General features: G+C 71.4%; 11 protein-coding genes. 5 read left to right on the top strand and 6 right to left on the bottom strand.

Features of this window, described 5'->3' with window-relative positions:
* Nucleotides 1–25: 25 nt before the first annotated feature.
* Entirely contained in the window at nt 26–1375 is a 1350-nt protein-coding gene (locus QWU11_RS36080) for a replication-associated recombination protein A (RefSeq protein ID WP_290119003.1), read from the bottom strand.
* A 71-nt stretch (nt 1376–1446) separates the two neighbouring features.
* Between QWU11_RS36080 and QWU11_RS36075 the strand changes: the two genes are divergently transcribed.
* Complete coding sequence (locus QWU11_RS36075) at nt 1447–2187, top strand: N-acetyltransferase (RefSeq protein ID WP_290119002.1); 741 nt, start codon at nt 1447–1449, stop codon at nt 2185–2187.
* Between the two features lie 33 nt (nt 2188–2220).
* Here the strand turns inward: QWU11_RS36075 and aspS are convergent, their stop codons facing one another.
* The 3 genes from aspS to QWU11_RS36060 are packed head-to-tail and all read right to left on the bottom strand — an operon-like array spanning nt 2221 to nt 6025.
* A complete protein-coding gene (aspS, locus tag QWU11_RS36070; protein WP_290119001.1) occupies nt 2221–4029 on the bottom strand; it encodes an aspartate--tRNA ligase in 1809 nt (602 codons plus the stop codon).
* Between the two features lie 41 nt (nt 4030–4070).
* Nucleotides 4071–5333 carry a histidine--tRNA ligase gene (hisS, locus tag QWU11_RS36065; RefSeq protein ID WP_290119000.1) on the bottom strand — a complete coding sequence of 421 codons (1263 nt, stop codon included), beginning with the start codon at nt 5331–5333 and terminating at the stop codon, nt 4071–4073.
* Between the two features lie 8 nt (nt 5334–5341).
* Nucleotides 5342–6025 carry an MBL fold metallo-hydrolase gene (locus QWU11_RS36060; protein ID WP_290118999.1) on the bottom strand — a complete coding sequence of 228 codons (684 nt, stop codon included), beginning with the start codon at nt 6023–6025 and terminating at the stop codon, nt 5342–5344.
* A 116-nt stretch (nt 6026–6141) separates the two neighbouring features.
* Between QWU11_RS36060 and QWU11_RS36055 the strand changes: the two genes are divergently transcribed.
* Nucleotides 6142–7062 carry a peptidylprolyl isomerase gene (locus QWU11_RS36055; RefSeq protein WP_290118998.1) on the top strand — a complete coding sequence of 307 codons (921 nt, stop codon included), beginning with the start codon at nt 6142–6144 and terminating at the stop codon, nt 7060–7062.
* Nucleotides 7063–7279: 217 nt separating this feature from the next.
* On the top strand, nt 7280–8509 hold the full coding sequence (locus QWU11_RS36050) for a DUF349 domain-containing protein (RefSeq protein ID WP_290118997.1): 1230 nt from the start codon (nt 7280–7282) through the stop codon (nt 8507–8509).
* A gap of 395 nt (nt 8510–8904) precedes the next feature.
* Here QWU11_RS36050 and QWU11_RS36045 read toward each other — a convergent pair whose 3' ends face one another.
* Nucleotides 8905–9441, bottom strand: coding sequence for a TetR/AcrR family transcriptional regulator (locus QWU11_RS36045; protein ID WP_290118996.1), 537 nt, complete (start codon nt 9439–9441; stop codon nt 8905–8907).
* On the opposite strand from QWU11_RS36045, the gene QWU11_RS36040 reads away from it, so the two are divergent.
* Nucleotides 9436–10143, top strand: coding sequence for an ATP-binding cassette domain-containing protein (locus tag QWU11_RS36040; RefSeq protein WP_290118995.1), 708 nt, complete (start codon nt 9436–9438; stop codon nt 10141–10143). The two genes, QWU11_RS36045 and QWU11_RS36040, sit on opposite strands and share 6 nt — an antisense overlap.
* Entirely contained in the window at nt 10143–10880 is a 738-nt protein-coding gene (locus tag QWU11_RS36035; protein WP_290118994.1) for an ABC transporter permease, read from the top strand. The genes QWU11_RS36040 and QWU11_RS36035 overlap by 1 nt, the downstream gene beginning before the upstream one ends.
* On the opposite strand, the gene QWU11_RS36030 is transcribed toward QWU11_RS36035, so the two are convergent.
* Nucleotides 10870–13038, bottom strand: coding sequence for a bifunctional (p)ppGpp synthetase/guanosine-3',5'-bis(diphosphate) 3'-pyrophosphohydrolase (locus tag QWU11_RS36030; RefSeq protein ID WP_290118993.1), 2169 nt, complete (start codon nt 13036–13038; stop codon nt 10870–10872). The two genes, QWU11_RS36035 and QWU11_RS36030, sit on opposite strands and share 11 nt — an antisense overlap.
* Between the last annotated feature and the right edge of the window lie 137 nt (nt 13039–13175).

Raw genomic sequence — 13175 nt, 5'->3', positions numbered from 1 at the left:
CACGTCGCCCGCCCGCCCCGTGAGGTCAGTCGTTCCGGGTGCCGCGGAGCACGGCGCGGAGGCGGTCGACCACCTCGGAGAAGCGGGACTCCATGCCGTGGCGGGTCGGATGGTAGTACTCGCGCCCCGCGACAACGTCCGGGGCGTACTGCTGTTCGGCGACGCCGCCCGGGAAGTCGTGGGCGTACTTGTAGCCCTTGCCGTGCTCCAGCTTCTCCGCGCCCTTGTAGTGCGCGTCGCGGAGATGGGCGGGGACCGGGCCGACCAGGCCGCGCTTGACGTCCGCGGAGGCCTCGCCGATCGCCCGTATGACGGCGTTGGACTTGGGCGCCAGGGACAGGTGGATCACGGCCTGGGCGAGGTTGATGCGGGCCTCGGGCAGGCCGACGAACTCCACCGCGTGCGCCGCGGCGGTCGCGGTCTGCAGGGCGGTCGGGTCGGCCATGCCGACGTCCTCGCTGGCGTGCACGATGAGGCGCCGGGCGATGAAGCGCGGGTCCTCGCCGGCCTCGATCATGCGGGCCAGGTAGTGCAGCGCGGCGTCCACGTCGGAGCCTCGGATGCTCTTGATGAAGGCGCTGATGACGTCGTAGTGCTGGTCGCCCTCCCGGTCGTAGCGGACCGCCGCGCGGTCGACCGCCTTCTCCAGCACGTCCACGCCGATCGGCTCCCCCTTGGGCGCGACGTAGGACGCGGCCTCGAGGTAGGTGAGGGCACGGCGCGCGTCGCCGCCCGCCAGCCGTACGAGATGGTCCTCGGCGGGCTCGGTGAGGCTCATGGCGCCGGCCAGGCCGCGCTCGTCGGCGAGGGCGCGGCGGAGCACCTCGCGGAGCTGGTCGTCGCCCAGCGGCTCCAGGGTGAGCAGCAGCGAACGGGACAGCAGGGGGCTGACGACGGAGAAGAAGGGGTTCTCCGTGGTGGCGCCGATGAAGGAGACCCAGCGGTTCTCCACCGCGGGCAGCAGGGCGTCCTGCTGGGCCTTGTTGAAGCGGTGGACCTCGTCGACGAAAAGCACCGTCCCGCGTCCGCGCATGCCGAGGTCGCGTTTGGCCTGGTCGATGGCCGCGCGCACCTGCTTGACGCCGTCCGAGACGGCTGAGATCTCCACGAAACGGCGCTCGGTGGCCTGGCTGACGACGTACGCGAGGGTGGTCTTTCCGGTGCCGGGCGGGCCCCACAGGAGCAGCGACATCGCCGCGTCGCGCTCGACGAGCTGGCGCAGCGGGGTGCCCGGGCCGAGCAGGTGCTCCTGCCCGACGACCTCGTCGAGGCCGCGCGGGCGCATGCGGACCGCGAGCGGCGCGTTCGCCTGCCCGGCCTCCTCGGCCTGTGTGTCGAAGAGGCTGTCGGCCTGCTCATCGTCCCTGCGCGCCACGTGCCGACACTACCGGCCCGCCCGGACACCCCGGCACGTACGCGCGGTCCCTGCTCCTTATCCTGGAGCTCATGCCCTCTTGGTCCCCCTGCTCGATGGCAGACGTCCTCGCCCTGACCGGCGGTGATCCCCTCGTACGCGGCGTTCGCGGCGGGAGCCGCGGGCCGGCCTGGCGCAGCGCGAGCGGCCGGGCGGTGGCCCTCACCGGGTACGACGCAGTGCACGATGGCCAGGGCCGCGTCCGCTCCCTGCTCGCGCTGGGACCCCCGGACGAGACGCCCGCCCTGGTGCTCGCCGTCCGCGACCGGCTGCCCGACGGCATCCGCGTGATCGTGCCGCGCGGCACGCCGCTGGCGATGGCCGAGCCGACCGGCTGGCACTTCCGCGCCGCCTTCGGCGCGCCGCCCCCACAGCCGTGGGAGGCCGCGGCCGGCTGGGAGGAGGACGAGGAGGCGATCACGGAGCTGCTGACGCTCGTCAGCCCGGCCACCTCCGCCTGGCCTGGAGACGCCAAGGTACGGCGCTGGGCCGGGATACGTGAGGACGGCCGCCTGCTCGCCTGCCTGGCCGACACGACGGCCGTGGCGGGCGTCGGCCACATCTCGGCGATCGCGGTCCACACCGACGCGCGCGGGCGCGCGCTGGGTCCCTCGATCACCGCCTGGGCGATGCGGCGGATGCTGGCCGCCGGGGCCGACGTCGTGACGCTGGGCGTCTATGCCGACAACGCGGTCGCCCTGCGGATGTACGACCGCCTGGGCTTCACCGTCGACCGCGCGATGACGAGCGGCATCGTTAAGGAGAACGCCTGAAGGCCGGGCCCATGGCCCGGCCTTCGGCAAGCGTCAGGAGCGCTCGTGCGCCGGGCGCACGATGTGGCCCGGCTCGTTGGGCGCGGCGGCCGGCCCCTCGGGCCTGGCGTCGACGCCCGCCTCCTTGCGCTGCTCCGGGGTGATCGGCGTCGGCGCGGCGGTCAGCGGGTCGAAGCCCGAGGCCGCCTTCGGGAAGGCGATCACGTCGCGGATCGTGTCGCGGCCCGCGAGCAGCATGACGATGCGGTCCCAGCCGAAGGCGATGCCGCCGTGCGGCGGCGGGCCGTAGTTGAACGCCTCCAGCAGGAAGCCGAACTTCTCGTCGGCCTCCTCGCGCGCCAGGCCGAGGGTGTCGAAGACCCGCTGCTGCATCTCGGCGCGGTGGATACGGATCGAGCCGCCGCCGATCTCGTTGCCGTTGCAGACGATGTCGTACGCGTTGGCCAGCGCCTCGCCCGGCTTGTCCTGGAAGGAGTCGGCCCACTCGGGACGCGGCGAGGTGAACGGGTGGTGCACCGCCGTCCAGCCGCCCTCGTCGGTCTCCTCGAACATCGGCGCGTCGACCACCCACACGAACGCCCACTGCGACTCGTCGATCAGCTCGCAGCGGCGGCCGATCTCCAGCCGCGCGGCGCCGAGCAGCTCCTGGGTCGCGTGCTGCTTGCCCGCGCCGAAGAAGACGGCGTCGCCCGGGGCGGCGCCGACGTGGGCCGCCAGGCCCTCCCGCTCGGCCTCGGAGAGGTTCTTGGCCACCGGGCCGCCGAGCGTGCCGTCCTCCTGCACGAGGACGTACGCCAGGCCCTTCGCGCCGCGCGCCTTGGCCCAGTCCTGCCAGCCGTCCAGCTCCTTGCGGGTCTGGGACCCGCCGCCGGGCATCACGACCGCGCCGACGTACGGCGCCTGGAAGACGCGGAACGGCGTGTCCTTGAAGAACGCCGTCATCTCGACGATCTCGTTGCCGAAGCGCAGGTCCGGCTTGTCGGAGCCGTAGCGGTTCATCGCGTCCGCGTAGGTCATGCGCGGGATCGGGCGCGGGATCTCATGGCCCGCGACCTCGCCCCAGAGGCGGCCGACGAGGTCCTCGGCGACCTGGAGGACGTCCTCCTGCTCGACGAAGGACATCTCAATGTCGATCTGGGTGAACTCCGGCTGCCGGTCGGCGCGGGAGTCCTCGTCGCGGTAGCAGCGGGCGATCTGGTAGTAGCGCTCCAGGCCGGAGACCATGAGCAGCTGCTTGAACAGCTGCGGCGACTGCGGCAGGGCGTACCAGTGACCGGGCTTGAGGCGTACGGGCACGAGGAAGTCGCGCGCGCCCTCGGGCGTGGAGCGGGTGAGCGTCGGGGTCTCGACGTTGACGAACCCGTGGCCGCGCAGCACGTCGTGGACGAGGTAGGAGGCGGTGGAGCGGATCCGCAGCGCGCGGGCCTGGGCCTCGCGGCGGATGTCGAGGTAGCGGTACTTCAGCCGCACCTCCTCGTTGACGTTCACGTCGGTCTCGATCGGGAACGGCAGGGGCGCCGACTCGCTCAGCACCTCGATCTCCGAGGCGACGACCTCGACCTCGCCGGTCGGGATCTCGGCGTTCTCGTTGCCCGCCGGCCGGACGCGCACCTCGCCGGTGACCTTGACGCAGAACTCCGCGCGCAGGTCGTGCGCCCCAGCTCCGTGCGCGGAGACGAGCTGCTCCTCGCGGAAGACGACCTGCGCGATGCCGGACGCGTCGCGCAGGTCGATGAACGTCACGCCTCCGTGGTCGCGGCGGCGCGCGACCCACCCGGCGAGCACCACCTGCTGTCCGGCGTGCTCGCGGCGGAGCGAACCCGCCTCATGTGTGCGGATCATTTCTGCAAAGCCCTTCTTTGAACGTCGTCGAGCGCCGGGACTCAGCCCAGCTTCTCCTTGAGCACGCCGGCGATGCGGTCGAGCGGAACGGCCTCCTGCTCGCCGCTGCGCAGATCCTTCAGCTGCGCGGCGCCCTCGGCGAGGTCGCGCTCGCCGAGGATCACGGCGTACGCGGCGCCGGACCGGTCGGCGCCCCGCATCGCGCCCTTCAGCTTCTTTCCGTCATAGGCCATGTCGGTGGCGATCCCGGCGCGGCGGAGCTCGGCGACGAGGCCGAACACGCGGCGCTGCGCCTCCTCGCCCAGCGGCACGCCGTAGACGGCCACGCCGGTCGAGGCCGCCGCGGCGACCTCTTCCTTCTCCATCGCGATCACCGTGCGGTCCAGGCCCAGCCCGAAGCCGATGCCCGGCAGCGCCGGCCCGCCGATGTCCTCTGAGAGCCCGTCGTAGCGCCCGCCGCCGCCGATGCCGGACTGCGCGCCCAGCAGCGGGTGGTCGAACTCGTAGGTGGTGCGCGTGTAGTAGTCCAGGCCGCGTACGAGCCGGGGCTCGTCGACCCACGGGATCGACAGGTCGGCGAGGAGCTCGCGGACCTTGTCGTGGTGGGCCTTGCAGGTGCCGCAGAGGTAGTCGGTGACCAGCGGCGCGTCCTCCACCTGGGCGCGGACCTCGGGCCGCTTGTCGTCCAGCACCCGCAGCGGGTTGATCTCGATCCGGGCCCGGGTGTCCTCGTCCAGGTCCAGCGCGCGCAGGAACTCCTGCAGCGCGGCGCGGTAGACCGGACGGCACTCTCGGCAGCCGAGGGAGTTGAGGTTGAGGGTGAGCCGGGTGAGGCCCAGCTCGCGGTACCAGTCCCAGGCCAGCGCGATCGTCTCGACGTCGACCGCCGGGTCCTCCGAGCCGATCGCCTCCAGATCGACCTGGTAGAACTGCCGATATCGCCCGGCCTGGGCGCGTTCGTAGCGGAACGCCGGGCCGGTCGCCCAGACCTTCGCCGGCAGCTCGCCCTTGTGCAGGCCGTGCTGGAGCACCGAGCGCAGCACGCCGACGGTGAACTCCGGGCGCAGCGTGATCGAGCGCCCGCCGCGGTCCTCGAAGGTGTACATCTCCTTGGTCACGACGTCGGTCGACTCGCCGACGCCGCGCGCGAACAGCCGCGTGTCCTCGAAGACCGGCAGCTCCAGATAGGAGTAGCCCGCCCGCGTGGCGGCGGCCGCGAAGGCGTCACGCGCCGCGAGATAGGCCGCCGAGCGCGGCGGGAAGTACTCGTTGACCCCCTTGGGGGCCTGGAAGTTCGAGCTCATCTGTCCGTTCAGAGTCCCCTGTGCGGGCCGTCGAGCGGCGCGGATTCCCGCAGGAACGGGTTGGTGGTCCGCTCGTGGCCGATCGTGGTCTGGGCGCCGTGGCCGGGCAGCACGGCCGTCTCGTCCGGCAGCGGCAGGCACACCCGCGCCAGACTGTCCATGATCGTGGCGTAGTCACCGCCCGGCATGTCCGTACGCCCGATCGAGCCGGCGAACAGCAGGTCGCCGGAGAACATCACGGGCTCGGCGGCGAGCCGGAACGTCACCGAGCCCGGTGTATGGCCCGGAGCGTGGTCGACGACGAAGTCCAGGCCGGCGAGCGTCAGGGCCTGCCCGTCCTCCAGCGCGCGTACGTCGTCCGGCTCGGTGAACGTCAGCCCGCCGAGCAGCTGGCTGCCGACGGCGGGCGGGAAGCCCTTGACCGGGTCGGACAGCAGCTCGCGGTCCGCGGCGTGGATGTAGGCCGGGACGTCGCGTGCCCCGCAGACGGGGGCCACGGACCAGACGTGGTCGATGTGGCCGTGGGTCAGCGCCACGGCGACCGGCTTGAGCCGGTGCTCGCGGAGCACGTCGTCGACCATCGCCTCGGCGTCCTGCCCCGGATCGATGATCACGCACTCCTCCCCCGCCTCCGGCGCGACGATGTAACAGTTCGTCGCGAAGGCTCCCGCAGGGAAACTGGCGATGAGCAAGGTCGTCCTTTCTGACTGCTGCCGGTCGCTTGAGGGTACCGGCGGCACGTGCGCGATCGCGAACGACATAACGTGGAGCGACGAAGCGTGCCGATGTTCGGCCGGTTTGGGCGCCTGTGCCATGCGACGCCGAAAATACCGGCCGGGACCGCTACGATGCGCAACACGTTTCCCAGTTCACGATGCGAATCAAGAGGTGCGAACCGGTGGCGGGTAAAGACCGCAAGAAGGAGCTGGCCCGGCAGCGCTACGAGCGCCAGCAGCAGCGTCGCGTGATCCGGCAGGCCCGGGCGCGCCGCATGAAGATCATCGGGACGGTCGTCGTCGTCGCGGTGGTGGCGGGCGGCAGCGGCGCCATCGCGTTCGCCATGGGCGGGCCGGACAAGAAGAAGACCTCCGCGGAGGCCTCCTCGACACCGAGCGCCGCGCCGAGCGTGTCGGCCAAGCCGGGGGAATGCGCGTACCAGCCGCTGCCCGCCGAGGCCGCTCAGGGCGCCAAGGACGTGGGCAAGCCGCCGGTGAAGCCGGTCAAGGGCAAATATCAGATGACGCTGGACACGAGCCTCGGCACGATCGTCGCCAAGGTGGACGGCACCAAGGCCGCGTGCACGGTCAACTCGTTCAAATATCTGGCGAGCAAGAAATTCTTCAACAACACAAAATGTCATCGGCTGGTCACCGAGGGTATCAAGGTTTTGCAATGCGGCGACCCGACCGGCACCGGAACCGGCGGCCCGGCGTACGGCTTCGGGAATGAGAACGTCCCGAAGGCCGGCAAGTCCGGGCAGGCCACGTACAAGCGTGGTGTCATCGCGATGGCGCACAGCAGCGCTCCGAACAGCAACGGGAGCCAGTTCTTCATCGTGTACGGCGATTCTCCGCTGCCCGCCGACTACACCGTCTTCGGTCAGATCACCAAGGGAATGGACGTCGTCGACTCGGTCGCCAAGGCGGGCGCCGCTCCGGCCGACCAGACCGGCAACACCGCCCCAAAGAAGAAAATCGAAATAAAAGACCTCACCGTCGCGAAGATGTAGCAATGCGATTGGCTAGGGTGGCCTGCGGGAGCGCTTCTCCCACGGTCGTCATCATGGTGGGCTCGATGCGTGAGGGGACGCCTCGGGCTCTGACACAGGAGGCAGCGGTGCGCAGCGCCACCGAACCTTTGGGGAATCCCGTGCCGTGTCGGCGAGGACGTCGCGAAGGCCGCCCGGCGGCCCGCGGCGGTTTCGCTCCTGCCCGGGGAGGCCGACGGTGAGCACTGATCCGTGGGGCCGGGTCGACGAGGACGGGACCGTCTACGTGCGTACGGCGGACGGGGAACGCACGGTCGGCTCGTGGCAGGCCGGCGCGCCCGAGGAGGCTCTCGCCTATTTCCGGCGCAAGTACGACGCCCTGGTGACCGAGATCGATCTGCTGGAGCAGCGGATCAAGACGACCGATCTGGCCACGTCCCAGGCCGAGCACACGATCTCCCGCCTGCGCGAGGCCGTGACCGGCGCGCACGCCGTCGGCGATCTGGACGGCCTCGGGCGGCGTCTCGACGGGCTGAACTCCCTCTTGGGCGAGCGCCGCGAGCAGCTGAAGGTCGCCCGCGACCACGCCCGCGTGGCGGCGCGTGAGGTCAAGGAGCGCATCGTCGCCGAGGCCGAGCGGATCGCGACCGAGGAGACGCACTGGAAGAACGGCGGCGAGCGGCTGCGGCAGCTCGTCGAGGAGTGGAAGGCCGCCGAGCGGGTCGACCGCCCGACCGAGACGGCACTGTGGAAGCGGCTGTCCTCGGCACGCAACGCCTTCACCAAACGCCGCAAGTCCTACTTCTCCCACCTCGAGGTGGAGCGCGAGAGCGCCCGCTCGGAGAAGGAACGGCTGGTCGCCGAGGCCGAGGCGATGTCGGGCTCGACCGACTGGAGCACGACGGCGGCGGCGTACCGGGAGCTGATGCGCCAGTGGAAACTGGCCGGGCGGGCCTCCCGCGACGCCGAGGAGGAGCTGTGGACGCGGTTCAAGGGCGCCCAGGACGAGTTCTTCTCGGCGCGGTCGGCGGTCTTCGCCGAGCGTGACGCGGAGTTCCGTGAGCACGCCGAGGCCAAGGAGAAGCTCCTGACCGAGGCGGAACGGCTGCTGCCCGTACGGGACGTCCGGACCTGCCGGCAGTCGCTACGGTCGATCCAGGAGCGCTGGGAGGCCATCGGGATGGTCCCGCGCGACTCGCGCGAGCGCCTGGAGGGCCGGCTCCGCAAGGTGGAGGAGGCCGTCCGCTCCGCGGAGGAGTCGGAGTGGCGGCGCACCAACCCCGAGGCGCGCGCCCGCGCCGAGGCCACGGTCGCGCAGCTGCGCTCCTCGATCGAGCAGTTGGAGAAGCGGCTGGAGAAGGCGCGCAACGCGGGCCGCGACAAGGACGTCAAGGACGCCGAAGAGGCCCTGACGGCCCGCCGCGCCTGGCTCGCCGAGGCCGAACACACTCTGTCCGAACTCTCCTGACCGCACCCCGGCGGGGGCGTCCTGAGCCGCCGGGGCGTGGTCGTGGCCGGGCTCACGCGGCCGTAGGGTCGGTCGTGGTACGGGCGGAGGGCGTGACCGCGCGCGGTTGTCCCATGACGCGGCCGTCCCAGCCGGGGGCTTGCCATCTCCAAACGCTCCGGTCACCCGGCGCGGAGCTCGGTGAACGCCGTCGAAGAGCGGCCGCGTCGCGACCTCCTGCGTTCGGCCGGCTCTCAGTAGTGCCGGCCCTCCGGCCGGGGCGCCGCGGGTGCTGCTCGCCGGGCCCTGGCAGGGCGGGACCAGATACCAGATCGCCCTCGGCGCTCCCCCTTCCGTCAGCGCGAAACGTCAAAAGACGTGGGCGGCCTCTCGTACGTGCCGCTCCGCGCGTCTTGTCAGGCTTTTTTGATCGCGTAGTCGCGTACGGGGTCGCCGAGCATCTCCTCGACCGTGTCGAGGATCTTCAGGATCGCGGCGGCGATCGTGTCCGGGGGTTCGCCCGCGCCGGTGCGTTCGCCGATCTCGGCGAATACCAGCGCCTGGCAGGCTCCCAGCTGGGCGGCGACCACGCGTGGCCGGAGGTCGTCCGGCTCGGCGGCCGTCTCCTCGGCCAGTACCGCGGCCAGTTCCTCCGTCATCTGGTGGCCGAGCTCCTCCAGCCGGGCGGTCAGCGTCGGGGCGGCGCGCATCATGCGGTAGACCCTCCCGAATCCCTCGGTCAGGCCCAGGCGGCGGTCGCGGCGGCGTGCCTCGTCGCGTAGCCGGCCCACGACGGCCTGGGCGGCCGACTCACCGACCGCCCGGTCGCGCACGATGTCGGCGAGCCGCCGCGCGGACGCCTGGTCCGGCGGCAGGATGAGGTCCTCCTTGGCCTCGAAGTAGTTGTAGACGGTGTTGACCGACACCTCCGCCGCCGCGGCGGTCCCGTGCACGCCGTCCGCGGCGTCGACCTGACCGTCGGTCGCGGCGAGATCCTCGGCCTCCTCGGCCCCAACGGCGCCGGCAAGACCACGACCCTGCGCATACTGACGACGCTCCTGCCGCCCAGCGGCGGCCGGGCCGAGATCGCCGGCCACGACCTGGTCCACGACACCGCGAGGGTGCGGCGGCGGATCGGCTACGTCGCCCAGTCCGGTGGCCTGGACCCCGCCTGCGGCGTACGCGAGGAGCTGACCACCCAGGCCCGGCTGCACGGACTCGACCGGGCGACGGCGCGCGAGCGGGCCGAGGAGCTCGCCCGCGACCTCGACCTGACGGCCTTGATGGACCGGCCCTCCGGCGCGCTGTCCGGCGGCCAGCGCCGCCGGCTGGAGATCGCGCTCGGCCTGGTCAACCGGCCCGAGGTGCTCTTCCTCGACGAGCCGACCACCGGACTGGACCCCGGCAGCCGCGCCGAGCTGTGGGACCTGGTCCGCCGGATCCGCACCGAGCGCGGCACCACGGTCTTCCTCACCACGCACTACCTGGACGAGGCCGACGTGCTCGCCGACCGCATCGTCGTCGTGGACTCCGGCTCGGTCGTCGCGGAGGGCACGCCCGGTGACCTCAAGAGCCGCCACGGCGGCGGTAGCCTCCAGGACGCGTTCCTCGCCATCACCGGCCGTACCACGGCCCACGACCCCATCGCCGTCTGATGATCACCGACATCGGCACCGTCTTCGGCCGGTACGCGCGGGCGACGCTCCGCTCCCGTGCCCAGCTCCTGTTCGGCATGCTCCAACCGCTGCTGTTCCTGGCGCTCTTCGGCCCGCTGCTGACCCGCCTCGACCTCCGCGTGAGCGGCTCGTCCTGGCAGACCCTCGTGCCCGGCATCCTCGTCCAGCTCGCCCTGCTGGGCGGGACGTTCGTGGGGCTCGGCCTGCTGATGGACCGCGACCTCGGTGTGATCGACCGGATGCGGGTCACGCCCGTACGGCCCGTCGCCCTCCTGCTCGGCCGCGTCCTGCGCGACGTCGTCCAGCTCGTCGCGCAGTCCGTCGTCCTGGTCCTGGTCGGCCTCGTGTTCGGGCTGCGCGCCCCGCTCGCCGGCGTCCTCGCCGGGCTGGCCTTCGTCGCCGTGCTGGCCGGCGCGCTGTCCGCACTGTCGTACGGGCTGGCCATGCGCGTCGCGACGCCGCCGGAGTTCGCCGCGATGGTCAACACGGCGGTGATGCCCCTCATGTTGTTGTCCGGCCTGCTGCTGCCGATGGCGCTCGCCCCCGGCTGGCTGGGCGGTGCCTCCCGCGTCGTGCCGTTCCGCTACACGGTCGACGCCGTACGGCAGGTGTTCCTCGGGCACTACGCCAACGGCACGGTCGCGGCCGGCGCGGCCGTCACACTGGCACTGGCGGCGTGCTGCCTGTTCGCGGGGGCGCGGTTGTTCAGCTCGTGACGCGGTAGACGTCGTAGACGCCGTCGACGGAGCGGACCGCCTTGAGCACGTGGCCCAGGTGCTTCGGGTCGCCCATCTCGAAGCTGAACCGGCTGATCGCCACGCGGTCGCGGTTGGTCGCCACCGAGGCCGACAGGATGTTCACGTGCTGGTCCGACAGGACCCGGGTGATGTCCGACAGCAGCCGCGGGCGGTCGAGCGCCTCGACCTGGATGGCCACGAGGAAGACCGAGTCCTCGCTCGGGGACCACTTCACGTCGACCATGCGGTCGGGCTGGGTCTGCAGGTTGGTGACGTTGACGCAGTCGACGCGGTGCACCGAGACACCGTTGCCACGGGTGACGAACCCGACGATCTCGTCGCCCGGCACCGGGGTGCAGCACCGGGACAGGCGGACCCAGACGTCCGAGTCGCCGGCGACGACCACGCCCGGGTCGCCCGCCGGGCGGGAGCGGCGCTTGCGGGTCGGGATCGAGGTCTCGAGCTCTTCGGCGGTGTCGCCGCCGAGGGCGTCGACGAGCTTGCGGACGATGTTCTGCGCCGACACGTGGCTCTCGCCGATCGCGGCGTACAGCGCGGAGACGTCGGCGTAGTGCATGTCGTGCGCCAGCGTCAGCAGGGCCTCGCCGGACAGCATGCGCTGCAGCGGGAGGTTCTGCTTGCGCATCGCGCGGGCCAGGGACTCCTTGCCCTGCTCGATGGCGCTCTCGCGGCGCTCCTTGGAGAACCAGTGCTTGATCTTGTTGCGGGCGCGGGCGCTCTTGACGAAGTTGAGCCAGTCGCGGCTGGGCCCGGCGTCCGGCGACTTGGAGGTGAAGATCTCCACGGTGTCGCCGTTGTCGAGCGTGGACTCCAGCGGGACGAGGCGGCCGTTGACGCGGGCGCCGATCGTACGGTTGCCGACCTCGGTGTGGATGGCGAACGCGAAGTCGACCGGGGTCGCGCCCTGCGGCAGCGCGAGGACCTGGCCCTTCGGGGTGAAGACGAAGACCTCCGAGACCGACAGGTCAAAGCGCAGCGACTCGAGGAACTCGGCCGGGTCGGTGGTCTCCTTCTGCCAGTCGAGGAGCTGGCGCAGCCACGCCATGTCGCCGGCCTTGCCCGCGGAGGGGCCGCCGTCGCCGACGGTCTCCTCCTTGTACTTCCAGTGCGCCGCGATGCCGTACTCGGCGCGGTTGTGCATGGCGCGGGTGCGGATCTGCAGCTCGACCGGCTTGCCCTCGGGACCGATCACCGTGGTGTGCAGCGATTGGTACATGTTGAACTTCGGCATCGCGATGTAGTCCTTGAACCGGCCGGGGACCGGGTTCCATCGCGCGTGGATCGTGCCGAGGGCCGCGTAGCAGTCGCGGACGGTGTCGACGAGCACCCGGATGCCGACGAGATCGTAGATGTCCTCGAAGCTCAGCTCGCGGGCGATCATCTTCTGGTAGATCGAGTAGTAGTGCTTCGGGCGGCCCTTGACGGTCGCCTTGAGCTTGGCCTCGCGCAGGTCCTTGGAGACGTGCTGGATGACGTCCTGGAGGTAGACGTCGCGGCGGGGCGCCCGCTCGGACACCAGCCGCGCGATCTCGTCGAACCGCTTGGGATAGAGCGTCTGGAAGGCGAGGTCCTCCAGCTCCCACTTGAGGGTGTTCATCCCGAGGCGGTGCGCGAGCGGCGCGAAGATCTCGAGCGTCTCGCGGGCCTTGCGCTCCTGCTTGTGACGCGGCAGGTAACGCAGGGTGCGCATGTTGTGGAGGCGGTCGGCCAGCTTGATCACGAGGACGCGGATGTCGCGCGACATGGCGACGACCATCTTGCGCACGGTCTCGGCCTCGGCCGCCTCGCCGTATTTGACCTTGTCGAGCTTTGTCACCCCGTCGACCAGGGCGGCGATCACGTCGCCGAAGTCGCCCCGCAGCTGGTCGAGGGTGTAGGTGGTGTCCTCCACCGTGTCGTGCAGCAGCGCGGCGCACAGCGTCTCGGTGTTCATGCCGAGCTCGGCGAGGATCGTGGCGACCGCGAGCGGGTGCGTGATGTACGGGTCGCCGCTCTTGCGCTTCTGCTCGCGGTGATGGTGGGCCGCGACGTCGTAGGCGCGCTCGACGAGACGCACGTCCGCCTTGGGATGTGTGTTCCGGAGCGTCTTGATCAGGGGTTCGAGTACAGGGTTCATGATGGGTCCACGCTGGGCGCCGAGCCGGGCGAGCCGCCGGCGGACCCGGGCGGCCGAGGGCGCAGTCGGGCTCGAGGGAGAGCGATCACCCTCGTCCGCTGCGGAAGCGGGTGTGCCGTCCGGCTGTGGCGCCGGGA

It is taken from the genome of Actinomadura sp. DC4 (assembly GCF_030406325.1).
Classification (GTDB): Bacteria; Actinomycetota; Actinomycetes; order Streptosporangiales; family Streptosporangiaceae; genus Actinoallomurus.
This window is presented reverse-complemented; position numbering and strand designations above follow the sequence as displayed.

What these genes read in the sequence shown, in the direction of transcription:
- QWU11_RS36075 (WP_290119002.1), top strand. Translation starts at nt 1,447, where the DNA reads ATGCCCTCTTGGTCCCCCTGCTCGATGGCAGACGTCCTCGCCCTGACC.
- QWU11_RS36035 (WP_290118994.1), top strand. Translation starts at nt 10,143, where the DNA reads ATGATCACCGACATCGGCACCGTCTTCGGCCGGTACGCGCGGGCGACG.
- QWU11_RS36030 (WP_290118993.1), bottom strand. Translation starts at nt 13,038, where the DNA reads ATGAACCCTGTACTCGAACCCCTGATCAAGACGCTCCGGAACACACAT.
- aspS (WP_290119001.1), bottom strand. Translation starts at nt 4,029, where the DNA reads ATGATCCGCACACATGAGGCGGGTTCGCTCCGCCGCGAGCACGCCGGA.
- hisS (WP_290119000.1), bottom strand. Translation starts at nt 5,333, where the DNA reads ATGAGCTCGAACTTCCAGGCCCCCAAGGGGGTCAACGAGTACTTCCCG.